General features: G+C 63.5%; 20 protein-coding genes. 4 read left to right on the top strand and 16 right to left on the bottom strand.

Annotation, left to right across the window (positions count from 1 at the left end):
* Positions 1-619: 619 nt before the first annotated feature.
* From OO306_RS10445 to OO306_RS10435, 3 genes are all read right to left on the bottom strand, one after another.
* Positions 620-1,864 carry an MFS transporter gene (locus OO306_RS10445; RefSeq protein ID WP_027594032.1) on the bottom strand — a complete coding sequence of 415 codons (1,245 nt, stop codon included), beginning with the start codon at positions 1,862-1,864 and terminating at the stop codon, positions 620-622.
* Positions 1,865-2,082: 218 nt separating this feature from the next.
* A complete protein-coding gene (locus OO306_RS10440) occupies positions 2,083-2,925 on the bottom strand; it encodes a mechanosensitive ion channel family protein (protein ID WP_027594031.1) in 843 nt (280 codons plus the stop codon).
* Between the two features lie 114 nt (positions 2,926-3,039).
* Complete coding sequence (locus tag OO306_RS10435) at positions 3,040-3,525, bottom strand: YajQ family cyclic di-GMP-binding protein (RefSeq protein ID WP_027594030.1); 486 nt, start codon at positions 3,523-3,525, stop codon at positions 3,040-3,042.
* A 100-nt stretch (positions 3,526-3,625) separates the two neighbouring features.
* On the opposite strand from OO306_RS10435, the gene OO306_RS10430 reads away from it, so the two are divergent.
* Genes OO306_RS10430 through OO306_RS10420 form a run of 3 tightly spaced genes read left to right on the top strand, consistent with a single transcriptional unit; the run spans position 3,626 to position 7,181 of the window.
* Entirely contained in the window at positions 3,626-4,543 is a 918-nt protein-coding gene (locus OO306_RS10430; protein WP_265968572.1) for a putative 2-dehydropantoate 2-reductase, read from the top strand.
* Positions 4,544-4,582: 39 nt separating this feature from the next.
* Positions 4,583-6,613, top strand: coding sequence for an ATP-binding protein (locus tag OO306_RS10425; RefSeq protein ID WP_265968575.1), 2,031 nt, complete (start codon positions 4,583-4,585; stop codon positions 6,611-6,613).
* 1 nt (position 6,614) lies between these two features.
* Positions 6,615-7,181 (top strand): cob(I)yrinic acid a,c-diamide adenosyltransferase, encoded by a 567-nt coding sequence (locus tag OO306_RS10420; protein ID WP_265968571.1) that lies wholly within the window; start codon positions 6,615-6,617, stop codon positions 7,179-7,181.
* A gap of 140 nt (positions 7,182-7,321) precedes the next feature.
* On the opposite strand, the gene OO306_RS10415 is transcribed toward OO306_RS10420, so the two are convergent.
* The 4 genes from OO306_RS10415 to secA form a co-directional block, all read right to left on the bottom strand.
* Entirely contained in the window at positions 7,322-8,266 is a 945-nt protein-coding gene (locus tag OO306_RS10415; RefSeq protein ID WP_265968570.1) for a Nudix family hydrolase, read from the bottom strand.
* Positions 8,263-8,895, bottom strand: coding sequence for a glutathione S-transferase family protein (locus OO306_RS10410; RefSeq protein ID WP_265968569.1), 633 nt, complete (start codon positions 8,893-8,895; stop codon positions 8,263-8,265). Before OO306_RS10410 ends, OO306_RS10415 begins: the two co-directional genes overlap by 4 nt.
* A 136-nt stretch (positions 8,896-9,031) precedes the next feature.
* Positions 9,032-10,249, bottom strand: coding sequence for a bifunctional glutamate N-acetyltransferase/amino-acid acetyltransferase ArgJ (gene argJ, locus OO306_RS10405; RefSeq protein ID WP_027594024.1), 1,218 nt, complete (start codon positions 10,247-10,249; stop codon positions 9,032-9,034).
* A gap of 173 nt (positions 10,250-10,422) precedes the next feature.
* Complete coding sequence (gene secA / locus OO306_RS10400; protein WP_265968568.1) at positions 10,423-13,158, bottom strand: preprotein translocase subunit SecA; 2,736 nt, start codon at positions 13,156-13,158, stop codon at positions 10,423-10,425.
* A gap of 308 nt (positions 13,159-13,466) precedes the next feature.
* Here secA and OO306_RS10395 point away from each other — a divergent pair, with 308 nt between their 5' ends.
* Entirely contained in the window at positions 13,467-13,922 is a 456-nt protein-coding gene (locus tag OO306_RS10395) for a DUF721 domain-containing protein (protein WP_027594022.1), read from the top strand.
* 52 nt (positions 13,923-13,974) lie between these two features.
* On the opposite strand, the gene lpxC is transcribed toward OO306_RS10395, so the two are convergent.
* The 9 genes from lpxC to murD all read right to left on the bottom strand — a co-directional run bounded on the left by lpxC (position 13,975) and on the right by murD (position 24,423).
* A complete protein-coding gene (gene lpxC, locus OO306_RS10390; RefSeq protein ID WP_027594021.1) occupies positions 13,975-14,886 on the bottom strand; it encodes a UDP-3-O-acyl-N-acetylglucosamine deacetylase in 912 nt (303 codons plus the stop codon).
* Positions 14,887-14,998: 112 nt separating this feature from the next.
* Complete coding sequence (ftsZ, locus tag OO306_RS10385) at positions 14,999-16,195, bottom strand: cell division protein FtsZ (RefSeq protein ID WP_003251871.1); 1,197 nt, start codon at positions 16,193-16,195, stop codon at positions 14,999-15,001.
* 55 nt (positions 16,196-16,250) lie between these two features.
* The gene (gene ftsA / locus OO306_RS10380) at positions 16,251-17,513 is read right to left on the bottom strand and encodes a cell division protein FtsA (RefSeq protein ID WP_027594020.1); all 1,263 of its coding nucleotides are present in this window, start codon (positions 17,511-17,513) and stop codon (positions 16,251-16,253) included.
* 14 nt (positions 17,514-17,527) lie between these two features.
* On the bottom strand, positions 17,528-18,397 hold the full coding sequence (locus OO306_RS10375) for a cell division protein FtsQ/DivIB (protein ID WP_027594019.1): 870 nt from the start codon (positions 18,395-18,397) through the stop codon (positions 17,528-17,530).
* Positions 18,398-18,402: 5 nt separating this feature from the next.
* The gene (locus OO306_RS10370) at positions 18,403-19,359 is read right to left on the bottom strand and encodes a D-alanine--D-alanine ligase (protein WP_099430364.1); all 957 of its coding nucleotides are present in this window, start codon (positions 19,357-19,359) and stop codon (positions 18,403-18,405) included.
* Positions 19,356-20,804 carry a UDP-N-acetylmuramate--L-alanine ligase gene (murC, locus tag OO306_RS10365; RefSeq protein WP_027594017.1) on the bottom strand — a complete coding sequence of 483 codons (1,449 nt, stop codon included), beginning with the start codon at positions 20,802-20,804 and terminating at the stop codon, positions 19,356-19,358. The genes OO306_RS10370 and murC overlap by 4 nt, the downstream gene beginning before the upstream one ends.
* Positions 20,797-21,876 carry an undecaprenyldiphospho-muramoylpentapeptide beta-N-acetylglucosaminyltransferase gene (murG, locus tag OO306_RS10360; protein ID WP_099430365.1) on the bottom strand — a complete coding sequence of 360 codons (1,080 nt, stop codon included), beginning with the start codon at positions 21,874-21,876 and terminating at the stop codon, positions 20,797-20,799. The genes murC and murG overlap by 8 nt, the downstream gene beginning before the upstream one ends.
* The gene (gene ftsW, locus OO306_RS10355; RefSeq protein WP_172961411.1) at positions 21,866-23,077 is read right to left on the bottom strand and encodes a putative lipid II flippase FtsW; all 1,212 of its coding nucleotides are present in this window, start codon (positions 23,075-23,077) and stop codon (positions 21,866-21,868) included. The genes murG and ftsW overlap by 11 nt, the downstream gene beginning before the upstream one ends.
* A complete protein-coding gene (gene murD, locus OO306_RS10350) occupies positions 23,077-24,423 on the bottom strand; it encodes a UDP-N-acetylmuramoyl-L-alanine--D-glutamate ligase (RefSeq protein ID WP_099455899.1) in 1,347 nt (448 codons plus the stop codon). Before murD ends, ftsW begins: the two co-directional genes overlap by 1 nt.
* Between the last annotated feature and the right edge of the window lie 4 nt (positions 24,424-24,427).

Raw genomic sequence — 24,427 nt, 5'->3', positions numbered from 1 at the left:
CCCCCCGCGCCAGCGCACCCCCCCCTCCCCCCCCCCCTCAGCACTCCACCTGAGCAGTGCGCCTTCCCTGTGGGAGCGGGTTTACCCGCGAAGAGGCCAGTACAGGTAGCTAAAACTACTGAGCCACCGCCCCTTCCCCAGGGCGGCCACCCACCACGAACCACAACGGCCAAAGCGCCAGCGCACCCGCCACACTCCCACAGGTTCAGCACGGGCCCTGAGCCTTGCGCTATCCCTGTGGGAGCGGGTTTACCCGCGAAGAGGCCAGTACAGGTAGCTAAAACTACTGAGCCACCGCCCCTTCCCCAGGGCGGCCACCCACTACGAACCACAACGGCCAAAGCGCCAGCGCACCCGCCATACTCCCACAGGTTCAGCACGGGCCCTGAGCCTTGCGCTATCCCTGTGGGAGCGGGTTTACCCGCGAAGAGGCCAGTACAGGTAGCTAAAATTACTGAGCCACCGTCCCTTCCCCAGGCCGGCCACCCACTACGAACCACAACGGCCAAAGCGCCAGCGCACCCGCCACACTCCCACAGGTTCAGCACGGGCCCTGAGCCTTGCGCTATCCCTGTGGGAGCGGGTTTACCCGCGAAGAGGCCAGTACAGGTAACTAAAACTACTGAGCCACCGCCCCTTCCCCAGGCCGGCCACCCACCACGAACCACAACGGCCAGAGCGCCAGCGCACCCGCCACGCTGGCTGCCAAGGCAAAGTGCAGCAGGCTGGCACCTGCCCCGATCATCGCCAGCAGTGCCCCACCCAGGCCCAGCAAGGCGATGGTGATCATCCCCAGCATGGCCGAGACCAGCCCCTTGCTCTGCTCGCTGGAGAACAGCGTCATGCGGTACAGCACGGCGTTGGCCACACCCAACCCCAGCGCGTACAGCGACATGCCAGCGACCACGCTGGTCACCGTCGGCCAGTACCAAGTCGCCAGCACCATCAACGACAGGCCTGCCAGGTAGGGCCACAGTGCGCCACGCACCAGGGCTGGCAGCGGATAACGGTCGGCAATGCGGTTGATGATCAGGTTGCCCATGATCAGCCCGCCGAACACCGGCAATTGCCACAAGGCATATTCCATCGTACTCAGCCCCTCATCATGGATGAGCAGCACCGGCGACAGGCCAATCCAGCCAATCAAAGGCAAGCCGACCAGGCCAAGGGCTGCGCTGCCGGCAACAAAGCGGCGGTTGGCCAGCAACTGGCCGTAGCCGGACAACAGTGGCAGCAGGTGAATTGGGGTGAACGGCAGCCGCGAACCATCGCGCCGCTCCACACCCAGGGTTTCCGGCATCAAGCGGTACAGCAGCACCCAGGCCAGCACCGCGCCGATGGCAAAGGCCACGAACAGCCAACGCCAGTCCAGCCATTGCAGCAGCAAGGTCCCCACCAGCGGGCCGAGCAGCGGCGACAGCAGGGCGATGTTGGCCAGCAGGGCCATCATGCGCACCGCGTCCGCTTCGCTGAACGCCTCGTTCAGGGCCGGGTAGCTGACCGTGACCACAAAGCCCAGGCCGATGCCCTGCAACAGGCGCAGCAAGTTGAACAAGCCGATGTCATGGACCCAGAAGGTCGCCAGGCACGCCACGCCAAAGAACACACACCCCCCCAACAGCAGCGGGCGACGGCCATAGCGGTCTGCCAGGGGGCCGATCAGCCACTGCAGGACCACGCCACCGAGCAGGTACAGGTTCAGGGCATGGGGGATGTATTCGGGGCTGGCGTTCAGGTCGCCGACCACCACCGGCATGGCCGGCATGACCGCGTCGCTGGCCAGGTAAGTGAGCAACTCGAACAGGGCCAGGGTGAGGCCAAACAGCAAGGCTCGGAGGGGGGTGATGTACAGCAGTGGTTTCATGGTGAGCTTCGGGTAGAGGCAGGTGGGGTCAGGCTATATGCCAGAAGTGGCGGGGTTTAGCTGTGAACAAGTGTAATGAGGTGGAAAAAACCGGGGCCGCTGCACGCCCCATCGCCGGCAAGCCGGCTCCCACACAGTTAGATGACAACCTGAACCTGTGGGAGCCGGCTTGCCGGCGATGGGGCGCACAGCGGCCCCGGCTTATTTGAACAGCAGTGTTACTGGGTAGCCGTCTCCTGCACCACACGAATCACTCGCTGCGGAAACGGAATATCGATGCCCTCGGCCTTCAACCGGTCACGGGCATGCTCGTTGAGCATGAACATCACATCCCAATAGTCGGACGTCTTGGTCCAGATACGCAGCGACACGGTGATCGAACTGTCGCCCAGCGTCGAAATCACCGCCTGCGGTGCAGGGTCGGCCAGCACACGCGGGTCCTGCGCCAGTTCCAGCAGCACGTTGCGCGCCTTTTGCAGGTCGGCCTCGTAATCCACGCCCACGTCGAACACCACTTTGCGGGTCGGCTGGCGGTTGGTGTTGGTGATGATGCCGTTGGACAGGCTGCCGTTAGGCATGATCACCGTCTTGTTGTCACCGGTGCGCAGCACGGTGTGGAAGATCTGGATGCTGTCCACGGTGCCGCTGACACCCTGCGCTTCAATCCAATCGCCAATGCGGAACGGGCGGAACATCAAGATCAACACACCGCCGGCAAAGTTCGCCAGGCTACCCTGCAACGCCAGGCCAATGGCCAGGCCGGCAGCACCGATAGCCGCAACGAAGGAGGTGGTCTCGATGCCGATCATCGACGCCACGCTGACGAACAGCAGGATCTTCAGGATGATATTGGCCAGGGTGCTGATGAACCCCTGCAATGCCAGGTCGGCATTGCGCAGGCCGACCAGCTTGCCCAGGCGCGCGCTGACCTTGTTGATGACCCACCAGCCGATGGCCAGGGTCAGCAACGCCAGGCACACGCGGCTGCCGTACTCCATGATCAACGGGACCCAGGCTTGGGATTGGCGGACCAGCTGATCGACTTCAGCGTTCAAATCCATGTTCATCTCCTGATGCCGAACGGCATGTGCACGGTAAAACTGGCCGCGGGCATTTCCGCGGCCACGGCCCCCATGGACATCATTACGCCATCGAGGTTCCTGGTGACGCTTCGATCAATCGCGGAAGTTGTTGAACTGCAGCGGCATGTCGAATTCCTTGGCGCGCAGGGCAGCGATCGCTTCTTGCAGGTCGTCACGCTTCTTGCCGGTGACACGCACCTGCTCACCCTGGATGGAAGCCTGGACCTTGAGCTTGGCATCCTTGATGTGGGCGACGATCTTCTTCGCCAGCTCTTTGTCGATGCCTTCGCGGAACTTGGCCTCCTGTTTCATTTCTTTGCCGGACGCATAGGCATCCTTGGTTTCCAAGCATTTGACATCGATCTTGCGCTTGACCAGCGCACCGCGCAGGATCTCGATCATCGCCTCGAGCTGGAATTCGGCCTCGGCGGTCAGCAGCACGGTCTGTTCCTTGTCCTTGAACTCGAAGCTGCCCTTGCCCTTGAGGTCAAAACGGCGATCGAGTTCCTTGACGGCGTTGTCTACAGCGTTCTGCACTTCGTGCTTGTCCAGTTCCGATACCACGTCGAACGAAGGCATGGGTATTCTCCAAAAATAAAAGCGCGCTCGGCCTGAAGATGGAGCACGCTGAGTTAGATGGTTAAAATGCGGGCTCATTATAACGGGTTGCGAAACGCATATGAGCAGCACCTGGCATATTCTCGGCGCGGGTAGCCTGGGCAGCCTGTGGGCTTGCCGCCTGGCGCGCGCCGGCAAGGCGGTACGTTTGATCCTGCGCGACGAGCAGCGGCTGCAGGCCTATCAACGTGTGGGCGGCCTGACCTTGTTCGAGCAGGACACCTCCAGGCATTACGCGATCCCCGCCGAAACGGCCGACGCCCATGGCCCTATTCACCGCCTGCTGTTGGCCTGCAAGGCGTACGACGCGGCGCCGGCCATCAAGCGCCTGGCACCGCGGCTGGCCGAAGGCGCAGAGCTGGTGCTGCTGCAGAACGGCCTGGGCAGCCAGGACGAGGTCGCCGACCAGGTGCCCCATGCCCGTTGCATCTTCGCCTCCAGCACCGAAGGGGCGTTCCGCGAGGGCGATTGGCAGGTGCGCTTCGCCGGCCACGGCTTCAACTGGCTGGGTGACCCACTCAAACCCGGGATCCCGGCGTGGTTCGATGACCTGCACGATGCCGGTATCCCGGCCGAATGGACCGTGGATATCCTCACCCGGCTGTGGCGCAAGCTGGCACTCAATTGCGCGATCAACCCGCTGACCGTGCTGCATGAGTGTCGTAATGGCGGCCTGCTGGAGCACTTGGCCGAAGTGACCGCCCTGTGCGACGAGCTGGCTAAGCTGCTGCACAGCTGTGGCCAACCCCAGGCTGCCGAGGACCTGGACGAAGAAGTGCAACGGGTGATCCTCGCCACCGCCGCCAACTACTCTTCCATGTACCAGGACGTGCGCGCAGGCCGACGTACCGAGGTTCATTACCTGCTCGGCCATGTGTGCCGCGCCGCCGAGCGGCATGGTGTGGCGTTGCCGGAGCTGGAACGCCTGCACCAGCGACTGGTCGATAACCTGCAGGCACGCGGCCTGCCCAGCGCCTGACGCTGGCCCTTTCAACCGGATACGGACACTGCCTTGCCCATGACCCTGCGCCAACGCCTGGAAAACCTCCCGGTCGGGCAAAAGCTGCTGGCGGCCCTGCTGGTGCTGCTGGTGACCATTCTGTTGGTGGCCAACCTGACCTTCATCAGCGCCGCCTACTGGATCACCCAGGAGAGCATGGCGCCCCAGGCGCTGCAGACCATCGGCCGGCTGATCGCCAACCCGCAGCTGTCGGCACGTGCCGGCGACAGCGCAGACAGCGCCAATGCCCTGCTCAAGGAGCTGGACAGCTACATGCCACTGCGCGCCGCCGCCGTCTACGGCGGTGACGGCCGCATGCTGGCGCAGCTGCAGCACGGCGAACCGCTGGCGTTGCCCAAGCGCTTTCGCAACATCGACGGCTGGCGCCTGATGGAATTTCGCAGCACGCAGTTGATTCGCATCCCCCGCGAAGCCGACCCACCTGCCCACCTGCTGCTGGTGGCCAGCAGCGAACTGCCGACCGCCTTCTACACCGGCACGCTCAGTGCCAGCCTCGGTATCCTGGTGTTCAGCATCCTGCTGTGGATCGTCGTTGCGCGGCAGATCAAGCGCCTGATCACCCAGCCGATCAACCAGCTCGAAGAGCTCAGCCGCCAGGTCACCCGCGAAGAAAGCTACGCCCTGCGTGCCCGCCGCGGCAACGATGACGAAATCGGCAGCCTGGCCGAGGCCTTCAACACCATGCTCTCGCGCATCGAGGCCCGCGAGCAGCAGCTCAAGCGCACCCGCGACGAATTCCAGACCGCCTATGACCAGGCCCAGGGCCTGGCCGAAGAAACCCGCCACACCAACCGCAAGCTGGAGCTGGAAGTCCAGGTGCGCAGCAAGATCGAGAAAAAACTCACAGGCTTCCAGAACTACCTCAACAGCATCATCGACTCCATGCCCTCGGCGCTGATCGCCCTCGACGAGCAGCTCTACGTCACCCAGTGGAACCACGAGGCCACGGTGCTCTCCGGAACACCCTTGGACGAGGCGCTGAACCAGCCGATCTTCATCGCTTTCGAGCCGCTCAAACCGTTTTTGCCGCAGCTCAAGGAAACCGTGGAGAAACACCGGGTGGCGAAAATCGAACGGGTGACCTGGCCCAAAGGTGAGGACCTGCGCCACTACGCCCTGACGTTCTATCCGCTGATGGGCGGCGGCGGCCGCGGCGTGGTGATCCGCATCGACGACATTACCCAGCGCCTGTCACTGGAAGAAATGATGGTGCAATCGGAAAAGATGCTCTCGGTGGGCGGCCTGGCTGCGGGCATGGCGCACGAGATCAACAACCCGCTGGGGGCGATCCTGCATAACGTGCAGAATATCCGTCGGCGCCTGTCCCCGGAGTTACCGCGCAACCAGGAGCAGGCCGAAGAGCTGGGCATCGACCTGCCCACCGTCAACCGTTACCTCGAAAGCCGCGAAGTGCCACAACTGCTCGACGGCATTCAACAGGCTGGCGCCCGGGCGGCCAAAATCGTCACCCACATGCTCAGTTTCAGCCGCCGCAGCAACCGCCAATTGGCGCCTTGCGACCTGCCAGCGCTGATCGACCAGGCTGTGGAAATCGCCAGCAACGACTTCGACCTCACCATTGGCTTTGACTTCAAGGGCCAGGCCATTGTCCGCCAGTTCGACCCACACCTTGGGCCAGTGCCCTGCACCGCCAACGAGCTGGAACAAGTGCTGCTCAACTTGCTGAAAAATGCCGCCCAGGCCATCCACCTGCGCCCGCAACCCTGCGACCCCGGGCGCATCACCCTGCGCACCCGGCTCAACCCACCCTGGGCCGAGATCCAGGTCGAAGACAACGGCGTGGGCATGCCTGAAGCGGTGCGCAAGCGCACCTTCGAGCCGTTCTTCACCACCAAAGAGATCGGCCAGGGCACAGGCCTTGGCCTTTCGGTTTCGTACTTCATCATCACCAACAACCACAAGGGGCAGATGGAGGTGCAGTCCACGCCCGGCCAGGGCACCTGCTTCACCTTGCGCCTGCCCCTCGGCCAGCCGGCAGCGACGGCACCAAACACCACGGAGGCATGACATGGGCTACCGCCTGTCGAAGATCTACACCCGCACTGGCGACAAAGGCGAAACCGGCCTGGGCGACGGCCGCCGGGTGCCCAAGGACCACCCGCGTATCGAAGCCATCGGCGAGGTGGATAGCCTCAACAGTCAGTTAGGGGTGCTGCTCGCCGGCCTGGCTGAGCAGGGGCTGGACGAAGTGAGCAATGTGCTTGCGCCCTGTCAGCACCGCTTGTTCGACCTCGGTGGCGAGCTGGCAATGCCCAGTTACCAGGCATTGAACCAGGCCGAGGTGGAGCGGCTGGAAGCGGCAATCGACGTGTGGAACGAAGAGCTGGGGCCGTTGAAGAATTTCATCCTGCCCAGTGGTTCGGCGTTGGTGGCGCAGGCGCATGTGTGCCGGTGCCTGGCGCGCAGTGCGGAGCGGCGGTGTCAGCAGCTGAATGCGCTGGAGCCGCTGGAGGGTGCTGGGTTGGCGTATATCAACCGGCTGTCGGATCTGTTGTTTGTGGCAGCGCGGATCATTGGGCGGCGGCAGGGGGTTGCCGAGGTGCTGTGGCAGCCTGCGCCGAAGCCTGAAGGCTGAGCGTGCTGGGGCTGCTACGCAGCCCATTCGCGGGCAAGCCCGCTCCCACCGGGCCCTCACAAGGTCTGAGCCTGCGCAGTTACCTGTGGGAGCGGGCTTGCCCGCGAATGGGCCGCACTGCGGCCCCAATCACAAGCGACTCAGATCTCAGGCCAGAACGCCCGGATCCCGGCCACACCCTGCGCGCCCGCTTCCCATGCCCGCTCACGATCACCCGGCCCTACCCCACCCAGCAAGAACACTGGCCGGCTGAAACCTGCAATCGCCCGCTGCGCCGCTTCCCACCCCAAAGGCACCGCTTCAGGATGCGTCTGGGTCGCCTGCACCGGCGACAAGGTGACAAAATCGACCCCCATCTGCTCGGCCAATGCCAGCTCTTCGGCACTGTGGCAGGACGCCGCCAACCAGCGGTGCTCAGGGAACGGCCGCCCCTTGGCGGCATACTTGCGCAACTGCGCAGCCGTGAGGTGCCAGCCGGCCGACGGGAAGTCGCCCAGCCACTCCAGCGGCCCTTTGAGCATCAATTGGGCCTTGCCACCGCACAGGCCGACCGCATCCACCGCCACATCGCGATACTTGGGGTCGTACATGTCCGGCGCTCGCAGCTGGATCAGCCGGGTACCGTTGGCCACGGCCTTCTGGATACCCTTGAGCATCTGCGGCACTTCCAGGCCCTCCGGCGTGATCAGGTACTGATCCGGCAGCCGTGCAGCGGCAACAATCGGCCTGTTGGCGGCAGGGAAGTCGTACTGCGCGAGGTCGCGCGGTGCTACCCACTCCAAAGGCTGGCCCTCGGCGCCATGGGGTTCACCGGTGAACGCTTCGACAACGCGAACGTCCAGCAGCACCTGTTTGTCCGGGTAGTCATGGCTGACCTTGATCAGCGCCCGCGACCGGGTCACGTCGATACCCAGTTCCTCGCGCAGCTCACGGGCCAGCGCCGCTTCGACGCTTTCGCCCTCTTCCACCTTGCCACCTGGGAACTCCCAAAGGCCGCCCTGGTGCTGGGTATCTGCCCGCCGCGCAATCAGAATGCGGCCATCGGCACCGCGGATCACCGCTGCTGCTACATGAATGCGTTTCACCCTTCGCGCTCCGCCAGGCCAGCCTGCTGCCAGGCTTTGAACGCCGGCCACTGGTAAATAGTCTCGATGTAAGCCGCCGCCTCTGCCGGGACTTCGACGCGGTAGCTGCGCAAGCGCACGGCCACCGGGGCGAAGTAGGCATCGACCAGGGTCGGCTTGCCGAACAGGAACGGGCCCGTGTCCTTGGCGACCAGGCGGCATTCGGACCACAGCGCGACGATACGGTCGATGTCGATCTGCACGTCCAGCGGCACAGACTCGAGGGCCTGGTCACGGGACAGGTCGAACGGCATCGCCCCGCGCAGGGCGAAGAAGCCACTGTGCATCTGCGCACAAGCCGAACGGGCTTGGGCACGGGCGGCCACGTCGGCAGGCCACAGCTGCGCTTCGGGGTGGCGTTCGTTGAGGTATTCGGCGATGGCCAGGGAGTCGGAGATCACGCCATGCTCGGTCTTGAGCAGCGGCACTTTGCCGGTGGCGGAGTAGGCGAGCAGGCGCTGACGGGTGTCGGGCTGGTTGAGTTTGATCAGGGTTTCTTCGTAGGGGACGCCGGCCAGTTCGAGGGCCAGGGCGCCGCGTAGCGACCAGGAAGAATACAGCTTGTCGCCGATGATCAGGTGATAGCTCATGGTTCGGCTCCATTTGTCGGGGTTTTGGGGCTGCTTCGCAGCCCTTCGCGACGCAAGGCCGCTCCTACAGGTACAGCGCAGACCGGTGTAGGAGCGGCCTTGTGCCGCGAAGGGCCGCAAAGCGGCCCCAATTGAATCACGTGCGGTATTCGGCGTTGATCTTCACGTACTCGTGGGACAGGTCGGTGGTCCAGATGGTTTCGCTGCACGCACCACGGCCCAGTTCGATGCGGATGGTGATCTCTTCCTGGGCCATGACCGCAGAGCCTTGCGCTTCGGTGTAGCTCGGGCTGCGCCCGCCTTGGCTGGCAATGCAGACGTTGTCCAGGTACACATCGATCAGGCTGACATCCAGCTCCGGCACGCCCGCACGGCCGACGGCGGCCAGGATGCGGCCCCAGTTGGGGTCAGAGGCGAACAGTGCGGTCTTGATCAGCGGCGAGTGAGCGACGGCGTAACCGACGTCCAGGCATTCCTGGTGGTTACCACCCCCGTTGACCTGCACCGTGACGAACTTGGTGGCGCCTTCGCCATCACGGACGATGGCCTGGGCCACCTCCATGCACACGTCGAACACCGCCTTTTTCAGGGCTTCGAACAGCGCACCGCTGGCTTCGGTGACTTCTGGCAGGTTGGCCTTGCCGGTGGCGATCAGCATGCAGCAGTCGTTGGTCGAGGTGTCGCCGTCGATGGTGATGCGGTTGAACGACTTGTTGGCGCCGTCGAGCATCAGGTCCTTGAGCACCTTGGGTGCGACCTTGGCGTCAGTGGCGATGTAGCCGAGCATGGTGGCCATGTTCGGGCGGATCATGCCGGCGCCTTTGCTGATGCCGGTCACGGTCACGGTCACGCCATCGTGCTGGAACTGGCGGCTGGCACCCTTGGGCAGGGTGTCGGTGGTCATGATGCCCGTGGCAGCTTCAGCCCAGTTGTTTTCCGACAGGTTGTCCAGGGCGGCCTGCAGGGCGCCTTCGATCTTCTCGACCGGCAGCGGCTCGCCGATTACGCCAGTGGAGAACGGCAATACCGACTCGGCCGGCACGCCGGTCAGCTCGGCGAGCTTGGCGCAGGTGCGCTCGGCAGCGGCCAGGCCCGGTGCACCGGTACCGGCGTTGGCGTTGCCGGTGTTGGTCAGCAGGTAACGCACAGTGCCCTGAACACGCTGCTTGGAGAGGATCACCGGTGCTGCGCAGAAGGCGTTGAGAGTGAACACGCCAGCGACGCTGGAGCCTTCGGCACAGCGCATGACCACCACATCCTTGCGCCCAGGGCGCTTGATGCCGGCAGAAGCGATGCCGAGTTCAAAACCCGGAACCGGGTGCAGGGTGGGCAAAGGACCAAGACCAACAGCCATTAGAGCGCTCCTAGAAAATTCGGTTGATTGCAAAAAGCGGGGCCGCTTCGCGCCCCATCGCGACACAAGGCCGCTCCTACAGGGGCGTCGTGATGCCTGTAGGAGCGGCCTTGTGTCGCGAAAGGGCCGCAAAGCGGCCCCCGGTTGTGTCACGTTACTGCGAGTGGATCAGATCATTCAATCTGACCATGGCAATGCTTGAACTTCTTGCCCGAACCGCACCAGCATGGCTCGTTACGGCCCAGCTTCTGGTCGTTGCGCACCGGCGCTGCGGCCACGGCCACTTCGGCGCCCTCCTCGTTCAACTCCTCGCTTTCAAGGCCTGGCGCGGCGGCATGCTGGAACTGCATACGGCTGGCCAGTTCTTCGGCCTCGCGGCGCAGGCGGGCTTCTTCTTCGATCGGGTCTTCGCGGCGCACCTGAACGTGCGACAGCACGCGGATGGTGTCGCGCTTGATCGACTCGAGCAGCTCCTGGAACAAGGTGAACGACTCGCGCTTGTACTCCTGCTTCGGGTTCTTCTGCGCATAACCGCGCAGGTGAATGCCGTGGCGCAGGTGGTCCATGGTCGACAGGTGGTCTTTCCACAGGTCGTCCAGCACGCGCAGCAGAATCTGCTTCTCGAAGGTACGCAGGGCGTCGATGCCGGCCTGGTCTTCCTTCTCGGTGTAGGCGCTGGTGATCTCGCTCAGCAGCTTCTCGCGCAGGGTCTCTTCGTAGAGGTGGTCGTCCTCATCCAGCCACTGCTGGATCGGCAGCTTCATGGCGAAATCGCTCGACAGCGAAGCTTCCAGGCCGGCCACGTCCCACTGCTCGGGCAGCGATTGCGGCGGGATGTGCTGGCTGATGGTAGCGTCCAGCACTTCCTTGCGGAATTCGGCGATGGTATCGCCAATGTTCTCGGCCGCCAGCAGGCTGTTGCGCATGTGGTAGATCACCTTGCGCTGCTCGTTGGCCACGTCATCGTATTCGAGCAACTGCTTGCGGATGTCGAAGTTACGGCCCTCGACCTTGCGCTGGGCTTTTTCGATGGCGTTGGTGACCATGCGATGCTCGATCGCCTCGCCAGACTGCATGCCCAGCGCCTTCATGAAGTTCTTCACCCGGTCGGAGGCGAAGATGCGCATCAGGCTGTCTTCGAGCGACAGGTAGAAGCGGCTGGAGCCCGGGTCACCCTGACGGCCGGAACGACCACGCAGCTGGTTGTCGATACGGCGCGATTCGTGACGCTCGGAAGCGATCACGTGCAGGCCACCCGACTCGATAACCTGCTGGTGACGCTTCTGCCAGTCGGCCTTGATCTGGGCGATCTGCTCAGGGGTCGGGTTGTCCAGAACGGCCACTTCGGCCTCCCAGTTACCGCCCAGCAGAATGTCGGTACCACGGCCGGCCATGTTGGTGGCGATGGTCAACGCGCCTGGCGCACCGGCCTGGGCGATGATCTCGGCTTCCTTCTCGTGGTACTTGGCGTTGAGCACCTTGTGCTCGATGCCTTCCTTCAGCAGAAGGTTGGACATGTGCTCGGAGGTCTCGATGGTGGCGGTACCCACCAGCACCGGACGGCCCTGGGTCATGCTCTCTTTGATGTCGGCAATGATCGCGGCGTATTTCTCGTCGGCGGTCAGGTACACCAGGTCGTTGAAGTCCTTACGCGCCAGCGGCTTGTTCGGCGGGATCACCATCACGTTCAGGCCGTAGATCGACTGGAACTCGAACGCTTCGGTGTCGGCGGTACCGGTCATGCCGGACAGCTTGGTGTAAAGACGGAAGTAGTTCTGGAAGGTGGTCGACGCCAGGGTCTGGCTCTCGGCCTGAATGTTCAGGTTCTCTTTGGCCTCGATGGCCTGGTGCAGGCCTTCGGACAGGCGACGGCCAGGCATGGTACGGCCGGTGTGCTCGTCGATCAGCAGGACTTGGCCGTCCTGGACGATGTACTCGACGTTGCGGTGGAACAGTTTGTGCGCGCGCAGGCCGGCGTAGACGTGGGTCAGCAGGCCCAGGTTGTGCGCCGAATAGAGGCTCTCGCCTTCGGCCAGCAGGCCAGCCTGGGTGAGCATCTCTTCGATGAACTGGTGACCGGCTTCGTTGAGTTCGACCTGGCGGCTCTTCTCATCGATGGTGAAGTGGCCTTCCTGGGTGACCTGGCCTTCGACTTCTTCGATGTGCTGGGTCAGGCGCGGGATCAGGCGGTTGATCTCGATGTACAGCTTGGAGCTGTCCTCGGCCTGGCCAGAGATGATCAGCGGGGTACGGGCTTCGTCGATGAGGATCGAGTCGACTTCGTCGATCACCGAGAAGTTGAGTTCACGCTGGAACTTCTCTTCCTGGCTGAACGCCATGTTGTCGCGCAGGTAGTCGAAACCGAATTCGTTGTTGGTGCCGTAGGTGATGTCGGAGGCGTAGGCAGCGCGCTTTTCTTCCGGCGGCTGGAAGGCCGAGACGATGCCCACGGACAGGCCGAGGAACTCGTACAGCGGGCGCATCCAGTTGGCGTCACGGCGGGCCAGGTAGTCGTTGACGGTGACCACGTGCACGCCTTTGCCGGACAATGCGTTGAGGTACACGGCCAGGGTACCGACCAAGGTCTTGCCTTCACCGGTGCGCATTTCTGCGATCATGCCCTCGTGCAGGGTCATGCCGCCGATCAGCTGCACGTCGAAGTGGCGCATGCCCATGACGCGCTTGCCGGCCTCACGGGCGACGGCGAAGGCTTCGGGCAGCAATTGGTCCAGTGTCTCGCCTTTGGCCAAGCGCTCCTTGAACTCTGCGGTCTTGCCCCGCAGTTGCTCATCGGAGAGGGCCACCATCTTCTCTTCGAAGGCATTGACGATAGTCACCGTCTTGAGCATGCGTTTGACTTCACGCTCATTCTTGCTTCCAAAAAGTTTCTTTAACAAAGGCGCAAACATATCGGCAGGATCTTCCACACGTAGGGATGGAGGGCGGCCCCATGAGTCGCCCGTGCAGCCCTGAGGCCGCATGCGAACGAGCATTCTACCCGGAAACGATGGTGAGGAAAGTGGTGGATTTCCACGATGCTGATACAGCGTTTTGGCAGGGGCGTTTCTTAGATAGGGTCATTTTCCCTGAGTTCAAGGCTCAGCAAGATGAAACGTATCGAGAATGAGTCTTACCTTGCGTGGTCTGTACCGGCGAAGAGGCCGGTGCAGGCAACAGAGGTGTTAAACTGCCGCTCTTGTAACCTCCTGCGACCACCATGGCCTACAAACCCTCCCCTGCCCAGCTACCGTCCGCCCTGCTGCGCCAGGTGCGCCCGCTGCGCCTGCTGCTGAACCAGGCCGAACGCCTGGAACACCTGCAGCGCCTGCTGGAAAGCCAGCTGCAACCGGCTGCCCGCGAGCACTGCCACGTGGCATCGTGGCGTGATGGCGTATTGTTGCTGGTGGTTACCGACGGCCATTGGGCTACTCGCTTGCGCTATCAGCAAAAGCGCCTCATGCGCGAATTGCAGGCCATGGAAGCGTTCGGCAACCTGCGGCGCATCTTGTACAAGGTGCAACCGCCATTGGTGCCTGCCAAGCGTGGCGGGCATGCTGCGGCGCTGTCGAGCAATGCCGCCGAAAGCCTTCGCGATACCGCCGAGGGGATTGCCGACCCGAAGTTGCGCGCTGCCCTGGAACGCCTTGCCAGCCACGCCCGGGATAAAGGCTGAAATAAAAAAGGCCACCCGAAGGTGGCCTTAATGAACTAGAGAGTGTTCGAACTTACACGGCCGCAACAGGGCGCATGTACGAGATCGGTGCCGTGCTGGCATCTTCGAAAGTGACCACTTCCCAGGCATCGGTTTCAGCAATGAGCTTGCGCAACAGTTGGTTGTTCAGCGCGTGCCCGGACTTGTAGCCCTTGAACTCGCCGATCAGGCTGTTGCCCAGCAGGTAGAGGTCACCGATGGCGTCGAGAATCTTGTGCTTCACGAATTCGTCTTCATAGCGAAGGCCGTCTTCGTTCAACACGCCTGTCTCGTCTACCACGATGGCGTTTTCCACACTGCCGCCCAACGCAAGGTTATGCTTGCGCAGGTACTCGATGTCCCGCATGAAACCGAAGGTGCGGGCACGGCTGACTTCTTTCACGAACGACGTGCTGGAAAAATCGACACTGGCGCTCTGGGTCCGGCCGCTGACGACCGGGTGATCGAAGTCGATCTCGAAGCTCACCTTGAACCCGTCGAAAGGCAGGAAGGTAGCGCGCTTGTCGCCCTCCTCCACTGTCACTTCGCGCAGGATGCGGATGAACTTCTTGGCTGCGTCCTGTTCTTCCAGGCCGGCAGACTGAATCAGGAATACAAAGGGTCCGGCGCTGCCATCCATGATCGGCACTTCCGAGGCGGAGAGCTCGACGTAGGCGTTATCGATGCCCAGGCCCGCCATGGCGGAGAGCAGGTGCTCGACCGTATCGACCTTGACGTCACCGTTGACCAACGTCGTCGACATGGTTGTCTCGCCAACGTTGGCCGCACGCGCTGCGATTTCGACCACAGGGTCGAGATCAGCGCGGCGGAAGACGATGCCGGTGTCAACAGGTGCAGGCTTGAGGGTCAGGTATACCTTCTCCCCGGAGTGCAGACCGACACCTGTGGCACGGATGGTATTCTTCAGGGTGCGTTGTTTAATCATGGCATTGGCCGCTTCAGCGCAAATTGCGAACAGGTATCAACAAAGGCTGGGGATGATAACAGACCCGACCTTTGCTGAATACCAATCACCTTTATACCCCTGATAAATTCCATTAATCAGCCTGACGACGCAGGAAAGCCGGGATATCAAGGTAGTCCAGGTCATCCTGAGGGTTGAGTTTAGCTGCCGCGGCGGCACCTGCATGGGCCTGGTTGCGCATTACAGTCGGGCGCTCCAGGTCACGGTAGTTGACCGCAGGCTGCTCCTGGCGAACCGGTGCCGGGTTGGAAGCCTCGTACGCCTGTTGAGCGGTCTGCAGGGTGTTGTCCACCACTTTGACCGGCTTCTCGATGCGTGCGCCCAGGCCAGTGGCGACCACGGTGACGTGCAGCTCATCGCGCATGTCTGGGTCGATCACGGTGCCGACCTTGACCATCGCGTGGTCAGAGGCGAAGGCTTCGATGATGCTACCTACGTCGGAGTACTCACCCAGCGACAGGTCAGGGCCGGCGGTGATGTTCACCAGGATGCCGCGGGCGCCCTGCAGGTTGACGTCTTCGAGCAACGGGTTGCGGATCGCCGCCTCGGTGGCTTCACGCGCACGGTTCGGGCCGCTGGCGCAGCCAGTACCCATCATCGCCATGCCCATTTCACCCATCACGGTACGCACGTCGGCGAAGTCGACGTTGATCATGCCAGGGCGCTTGATGATGTCGGAGATACCGCGCACGGCACCGGCCAGCACGTCGTCAGCCTTGGCAAAGGCGGACAGCAGGCTGGCATCCTTGCCCAGGATGGTCAGCAGCTTCTCGTTGGGGATGGTGATCAGCGAGTCGACGCTCTCGGCCAGCATGCGGATGCCTTCATCGGCGATCTGCATACGTTTGCGACCTTCGAACGGGAACGGACGGGTCACCACGGCGACGGTGAGGATGCCCATTTCCTTCGCCACTTCGGCGATGATCGGGGCTGCACCGGTACCGGTACCGCCACCCATGCCGGTGGTGATGAACACCATGTTGGTGCCCTGCAGCACCTCGGCGATGCGCTCACGGTCTTCCAGCGCGGCCTGACGGCCGACTTCTGGATTGGCACCTGCACCCAGGCCTTTGGTCACGCCAGTGCCCAATTGCAGGATGGTACGCGCGCCGATGTTTTTCAGCGCCTGAGCATCGGTGTTGGCGCAGATGAATTCCACGCCTTCGATGCTGCTTTTGACCATGTGGTTGACGGCGTTGCCGCCACCACCGCCGACGCCGATCACTTTAATGACCGGACTTTGCGGGACGTTGTCTACGAGCTCGAACATTTTCCCTCTCCTTACAGTTCTCTAGTTGTTGCGCCTACCACTACTGCTTTGAAACTTAGAAATTGCCCTGGACCCACCGCTTGAAGCGCTCAAGCACTGGGGCCTTCGGTTCATCGCCATAGCTGTTGCTGCTGCTGTTGCTGTTACCGGTCAGGACCATGTCCTCGGACTGCTTCAGCAGGCCGTAGGTGAGCAGGCCCACGCCGGTGGAATAGATCGGGTTGCGCACCACGTCGCTCAGCCCCCGAACGCTGTGCGGTACGCCCAGGCGTACCGGCATGTGGAAGATTTCCTCGGCCAGTTCAACGGCGCCTTCCATCTTCGCGGTGCCGCCGGTCAGGACGATGCCGGCCGGCACCAGGTCCTCGTAGCCGCTACGGCGCAGTTCGGCCTGGATCAGGGTGAACAGCTCGTCATAACGCGGCTCTACCACTTCGGCCAGGGCCTGGCGCGACAGCTCGCGCGGTGGGCGATCACCCACGCTCGGCACCTTGATGGTTTCGCCGGCGCCGGCCAGCTTGGCCAGTGCGCAGGCGTAGCGGATCTTGATTTCTTCGGCGTACTGGGTCGGAGTGCGCAGGGCCATGGCGATGTCGTTGGTCACCTGGTCGCCGGCAATCGGGATGACCGCGGTGTGGCGGATCGCGCCTTCGGTGAAGATGGCGATGTCGGTGGTACCGCCACCGATGTCCACCAGGCACACGCCGAGCTCTTTTTCGTCGTCGGTCAGCACCGAGTAGGCCGACGCCAGCTGCTCGAGGATGATGTCGTCGATTTCCAGGCCGCAGCGGCGTACGCACTTCTCGATGTTCTGCGCCGCGTTGACCGCACAGGTGACCACGTGGACCTTGGCTTCCAGGCGCACGCCGGACATGCCCAGCGGCTCGCGCACGCCTTCCTGGTTGTCGATCACGTAGTCCTGCGGCAGGGTGTGCAGCACGCGCTGATCAGCCGGGATGGCCACGGCCTGGGCGGCGTCGAGCACGCGCTCAAGGTCAGCAACGCTGACCTCACGGTCGCGAATGGCAACAATGCCGTGGGAGTTCAGACTGCGGATATGGTTGCCGGCCACGCCGACGAAGGCCGAGTGGATGCGGCAGCCCGCCATCAGCTGCGCTTCTTCCACCGCGCGCTGGATCGACTGCACGGTCGACTCGATGTTCACCACCACGCCCTTCTTCAGGCCGCGGGACGGATGGGTACCGATCCCGACGATCTCCAGGGTGCCGTCTTCGCCCACTTCGCCGACCAGCGCCACCACCTTGGAGGTGCCAATGTCCAGCCCGACGATCATTTTGCCGCTATGCGCGTTTGCCATGGTCCTGCCTCTCTCTAATTCTTCGCAACGGCGGGTTGGGCCGTCGTCGGTGCAATCGGTTCCCGCCAACCAACGGCAAGTCCGTTGGCGTATCGCAGATCGATGCGGGCGATGTTGGTGATCTGCTCTTTAAGCGTCTTGTCGTAAATGGCAATGAAACGGCGCATCTTCTCCACCAGATGGTCGCGCCCCAACAGCAGTTCGATACCTGGCCCGGTGCTGCCCGCACCGGTGGTCAGGAACCAGCTGCCTCGCTCGCGCAGTTCCAGGCGAGCGATGGAAAAGCCCATGGGGCGCAGCATCTGGCTCAATACCTGATACTGCTGCATGACTTGTTGCTGAGCACGCTGCGGCCCGAACAGCTGCGGCAGGTGCTCATAGTTGGCCAGCTCACGCGGGGTAAAGGCCTGGCCCTGGTTATTGAGCAAGGCTTCGTCACCCCAGCGTGCCACTGGCAGCTGTTCTTCCAGGCGGATCACCACCTCGTCCGGCCACACGCGCCGCACCTCGGCGTGAGCGATCCACGGCATCTGCTCGAGCTCTGCGCGCATCGCCGGCAGGTCGACACTGAAGAAGCTCGCCGCCATGAACGGGGCGATCCGCTGCTGCACCGCCTGCTGGCTGATGTAGCTGAGGTCGCCCTGCACCGCGATCTTGGTGATCGGCCGGTCGGCGTAGGGCATCAGGCGAATGGCGCCCTCATAGGCGCCGAAGCCTGCTGCCACCAGCAGCACCGGCCAGAGCAGGCGCTTGAGTCCACTGAAGTTGGCCTTGGGCAGGCGCGCCGACATGGGCTCTTTGGCCACCATTCGACTGGCACCGCGCGGCACCGGCTTGTTACGGCCGGTGGCGGGTTGCTGATGACGTAACATCGCGCCTTGCATGGCTGTTAACCTCGCGTCTCGACGCTGGCGGCCAGGATTGCCAGCACCAGTTGCTGGAAGTCCAAGCCGGCCGCGCGGGCCGCCATGGGCACCAGGCTATGATCAGTCATGCCGGGTGCGGTGTTGACTTCGAGCAGCCAGAACCGGCCCTGCTCGTCCTGCATCACATCCAACCGCCCCCAGCCTTCGATGCCGATGGCATCGCAGGCGCGCGCGGTCAGGTCGATGAGTTCCTGTTCCTTGACGCTGTCCAGGCCGCACGGAATGCGGTACTGGGTATCGTTGGCGATGTACTTGGCGTCGTAGTCGTAGAACACGTGCGGCGTACCCAGGGCGATCGGCGGCAGCACCTGGCCGCGCAGTACCGCGATGGTGAACTCCGGCCCGTGGATCCACTGCTCCACCAGTACCTGGGAATCGTATTTGGCGGCGTCCTGCCAGGCGGCGACCAGTTCCTGCTCGCTGTTCACCTTGGCCATGCCGATGCTAGAGCCTTCATGGGCGGGTTTGACGATAAGCGGGAAGCCCAGTTCCATACTGGCCTTCAAACAATCGCTTTCGCTGGCCAATACCGCGTGGCGCGGGGTCGGAATGCCCAGGCTCTGCCACACCTGCTTGGTGCGCAGTTTGTCCATGGCCAGGGCCGACGCGAGGATGCCGCTGCCGGTGTAAGGGATGCCCAGGCACTCGAGCAGGCCTTGCATGCTGCCGTCTTCACCGCCACGGCCGTGGAGGATGATGAAGGCGCGGTCGATCTTCTCGCTTTGCAAGCGGTCGAGCAGGTCGTCGCCCACATCGATGGCAACCACGTCGACACCGGCGCGGGTCAAGGCGTCGATCACGGCGGCGCCGGACTTGAGCGAGACTTCACGCTCGGCACTCTTGCCGCCGTACAGCACGGCGACGCGGCCGAACGCCTTGACGTCCAGGGTCGAGTGCAGCTTGTCGTAGGCGCTGGTCATTTCGACTTCTCCTGCTTGGCGCCAGCGAACAGCGGGCTTTTCATCAATTGCGGGGCCAGGCCACCGACATCACCGGCACCCTGGCACAGCAGGATGTCGCCGGCACGCAGCAGCGGCTGGACCAGGGGCGCAAGCTCGGCGCCACGTTCGATGTAGATCGGGTCCAGCTTGCCGCGCTGGCGGATGCTGTGGCACAGCTGACGGCTGTCCGCACCCGGGATCGGCTCTTCACCGGCCGGGTAGACTTCCATCAGCAGCAGCACGTTGGCGTCGCCCAGCACTTGTACGAAGTCGTCGTACAGGTCGCGGGTGCGGCTGTAACGGTGCGGCTGGTAGACAATCACCAGGCGGCGGCTTGGCCAGCCCCCGCGCACGGCTTTGATCACTGCAGCCACTTCAGTCGGGTGGTGACCGTAATCGTCGACCAGCATCACGCTGCCGCCGTCGACCGGCAGCTCGCCATAGACCTGGAAGCGTCGGCCAACGCCCTGGAAGCCGGACAGCCCCTGGACGATGGCCTCGTCGCTGATGCCTTCGTCAGAGGCGATGGCAATGGTTGCCAGGGCATTGAGCACGTTGTGGTTGCCGGGCATGTTCACCGACACCTCCAGCGGCTCGCAGTCGCGGCGCAGCACGGTGAAGTGCGTCTGCATGCCCTGCTGGCGCACATTGATGGCGCGGATGTCGGCCTCTTCGCTGAAGCCGTAGGTGACCGTCGGGCGTTTGACCTGCGGCAGGATCTCGCGCACCACCGGGTCGTCCAGGCACATCACTGCCAACCCATAGAACGGCAGGTTGTGCAGGAACTCGACGAAGGTTTTCTTCAGTTTGTTGAAGTCACCCTCGTAGGTGGCCATGTGGTCGGCGTCGATGTTGGTGACCACGGCGACCATCGGTTGCAGGTGCAGGAAGCTGGCGTCGCTCTCGTCCGCTTCGGCGATCAGATAGCGGCTGGTGCCCAGCTGGGCATTGGTGCCCGCTGCGGTCAGGCGCCCGCCGATGACGAACGTCGGGTCCAGGCCGCCAGCGGCGAACACCGAGGCCAGCAGGCTGGTGGTGGTGGTCTTGCCGTGCGTGCCGGCAACGGCCACGCCATGGCGGTAGCGCATCAGCTCGGCGAGCATCTCGGCGCGCGGCACCACGGGAATACGACGTTCCAGGGCAGTGGCGACTTCCGGGTTGGCCGGGTTGATGGCACTGGACACCACCAGTACGTCGGCGTTGGCAGCGTTTTCGGCACGGTGGCCAACGAAGATCTCTGCGCCGAACGACTCCAGCCGCTCGGTAACCGGCGAGGCCTTGAGGTCGGAACCGGACACTTCATAGCCCAGGTTCAGCAGCACTTCGGCGATGCCGCACATGCCCACGCCGCCGATACCGACGAAGTGGATGCGACGGATGCGGCCCATTTTTGGCTGCGGCATGGCTTTCTGGCTTTCAACCATGGGCCACCTCCAGGCAGATATCGACCACGGTGCTGGTTGCGGCAGGTTTGGCCAGGCGCCGTGCGGTGCCAGCCATGGTGTTGAGTTTCTCGGGTTGCATCAGCACCTCGTTCAGGCGTTCAGCGAGCTGCGCTGCGCCAGTTGTCGCTTGTGGCATCAGGAAGGCAGCGCCTTCCCGAGCCAGATAGTGGGCGTTGTGGGTCTGGTGATCGTCGATCGCATGGGGCAACGGCACCAGCATCGAAGGCAGGCCCGCCGCCGCGAGTTCGCTGACGGTCAGGGCACCGGCCCGGCACACCACGATGTCGGCCCAGCCATAGGCTTGGGCCATGTCCTTGATGAAAGGCTCTACCTGAGCCTCGACGCCCGCCTCGTGATAACGCTCGGCGGTGATCGGCGCGTGTTGCTTGCCAGCCTGGTGGAACACCTCTGGCCGCAGTGTTGCAGGCACTTCAGACAGGGCCTTAGGCAACAATTTGTTCAATGGTTCCGCACCCAGGCTGCCCCCGAGCACAAGCAGGCGTGCACGGCGTTCGGCCAAGGGTGCGCGTTGCGCGTCCATGAACAGCTCCGGGCGCACCGGGTTGCCGGTGGTGCGGCGTTTGCCGCTGGCCGCGAAGGTGTTCGGGAAAGCTTCGCAGACGCGTGCCGAGAGTGGCACCAGCAACCGATTGGCGGTACCCGCGCGCGCGTTCTGTTCGTGAATGACCAGCGGCACACCGCACAGCCGCGCGGCCACACCGCCCGGCCCGGTCACGTAGCCGCCGAAGCCCAGCACGCACACAGGCTTGAGCTGACGAATGATGCGCCGTGCCTGCAGTACCGCCTTGACCAGGGTGAACGGCGCCTTGAGCAGCGACAGCTTGCCCTTGCCGCGCAGGCCGCTGACCTGGATGAGGTGCAACGGCAGACCGGCCTGGGGCACCAGTTCGTTTTCGATACCTTTCGGCGTGCCCAGCCAGTGCACGCTGTAACCCCGCGCCTGGAATTCACGGGCGCAGGCCAGGGCCGGGAACACGTGGCCCCCGGTACCGCCTGCCATGATCAGTACGTTTTTGCCGTCAGCGGCCATGACTGGTCTCCTCGGCAAAATCGCTTTCGTTGAATTCGTGTTCCTCGCTGCCCAGGTGCGTGCGGCTCTCCCACTCGATACGCAGCAGCAAGCCCACACAAGCGCAACAGATCACCAGCGAGCTGCCCCCGTAACTGAGGAACGGCAAGGTCAGGCCCTTGGTCGGCAGCAGGCCGACGTTCACGCCGATATTGATCAGGAACTGGCCGATCCACAGGAAGGCCAGGCCGAATGCCATGTAGGCAGCGAAGAACTGCTTGGCCTTTTCGGCCCACAGGCCGATGTACAAGGCGCGCACGGTGACGAAAACGAACAGCGCGATGGTGACCAGCGAGCCGACCACGCCAAGCTCTTCAGCCAGCACCGAGAACACGAAGTCGGTGTGCGCCTCGGGCAGGTAGAACTGCTTCTGCACGCTGTTGCCCAGGCCAACGCCCAGCCACTCACCGCGGCCGAAAGCGATCAAGGCCTGGGTCAACTGGTAGCCCGAGCCGAACTGGTCGGACCAGGGGTCGGTAAAGGTGATCAAACGTGCCATCCGGTACGGCTGGGCCTGCACCAGGACAAACACCGCGACCACCGCCAGCACCACCATCAAACTGAAGCGGAACAACCCCACCCCGCCGAGGAACAACATGGCCGCCGCAGCGCCCATCATCACCACGGTGGCACCGAAGTCCGGCTCCATCAGCAGCAGGCCAGCCATCGGCAGCAGCACGATGAACGGCTTGAAGAAGCCCATCCAGCTCTCGCGCACCTCGGTCTGCCGGCGCACCAGGTAGCCGGCCAGGTAGATGACCACGAAGACCTTGGCGATCTCCGACGGCTGCACGTTGAAGAAGCTGAAACCGATCCAGCGCATGGAACCGTTCACTTCCCGGCCGATACCCGGCACCAGCACCAGCACCAGCAGGCCGAAAGCGCCCAGCAGCATCATGAAGCCCATGCGCTGCCAGGTGGCAATCGGCACCAGCATGGTGGCGCCGCAGGCGACCAGGCCGATGACCACGTACACCAGGTGACGGAACATGTGGTAAAGCGGGTTGCCCGACTGCACCGCGGCCACTTCCGAGGACGCCGAGGTGATCATCACCAGGCCCAGGCCCAGCAATGCAAGACAGCCGGCAAGCATGGCGAAGTCGAGGTCGATGCCACGGCCGCTGATCAGCGGCGACGGGTACGGCTTGAAGATGCCGAAGATCATGCCAGCCCTCCCGCCGCTTGGGCGAACAGGCGCCCGCGTTCTTCAAAGTTCTTGAACATGTCGAGGCTGGCGCAGGCCGGCGACAACAGCACGGCATCACCCGGCTGAGCCAGGGCGGCGCACTGCTCGACGGCGTCTTCCAGGGTCTTGACCCGCACGTGCGGTACACCTTCGCCTAACGCTTCGGCGAGGCGCTCGGCATCACGGCCCAACAGCACCACCGCACGGCAGAAGCGCGCCACTGGCTCACGCAACGCGGCAAAGTCGGCACCTTTGCCGTCACCGCCGGCGATCAACACCAGCTTGCCGGCGATATCCGCGCCCAGGCCTTCGATGGCCGCCAGCGCAGCACCGACGTTGGTGGCCTTGGAGTCGTCGTACCAATTGACACCGTTGCGCTCGCGCACCCACTGGCAACGATGGGCCAGGCCGCCAAACTCGCGCAGGGCGTCGAGCATCGGTGCAAACGGCAAGCCTGCGGCATGGCCGAGGGCCAGGGCTGCGAGGGCGTTGCTGTGGTTGTGCGAACCGCGAATTTTCAGTTCGCGCACGGGCATCAGGTTTTGGAATTCGAACGCCAGGTACTTCTCGCCGTCGACCTCACGCAGGCCGAAGGCCTTGAAGTCCGGTTGGTTCAGGCCAAAGCTCCAGCACGGCCGGCCTTCCACCGGCAATGGCCGGCTCAGCGCGTCCTGGCGGTTTACCACCACCTGATGAGCGCCCCGGAAGATACGGTGCTTGGCCAGGTGGTAAGCCGGCAGGCCGCTGTAGCGGTCCATGTGGTCTTCGCTGATGTTCAGCACGGTGGCGACTTCGGCGTTGAGCTGGTCTGTGGTTTCCAGCTGGAAGCTGGACAGCTCCAGCACATACAGCTCCACCTCATCGCTCAGCAGGTCCAGGGCTGGCGTGCCGAGGTTACCGCCCACGGCCACGCGCTTGCCCGCCTTGGCGGCCATTTCGCCAACCAGGGTGGTCACTGTGCTTTTTGCGTTGGAGCCGCTGATGGCGATGATCGGCGCTTTGGCATGGCGGGCGAACAGCTCGATGTCGCCCGACAGGGCCACACCCCGTGCCGCAGCCTGTTGCAGCGCCGGGGTGGACAAGGCCAGGCCCGGGCTCACGTACAGTTCGTTGGCGCGGCACAGGAAGTCCACGTCCAGCTCGCCACAGCGCACTTCCACCTGCGGGTAATCACGGCGCAGGGTGTCCAGTTCCGGCGGTTGCTCGCGGGTGTCGGCGACCGCAAAGGCAATGCCCCGGCTCGCCAGGAAGCGAACCAGGGACATGCCGCTCTTGCCGAGGCCGACAACGATGCGGAATTGGTCGGAAGCGATCAGTGACACGCTC

This window comes from Pseudomonas sp. DCB_AW (genome assembly GCF_026240895.1).
GTDB classification, from domain to species: domain Bacteria; phylum Pseudomonadota; class Gammaproteobacteria; order Pseudomonadales; family Pseudomonadaceae; genus Aquipseudomonas; species Aquipseudomonas kermanshahensis.
The sequence above is the reverse complement of the archived record's forward strand: the minus strand, read 5'-3'. Positions and strand labels throughout refer to the sequence as shown.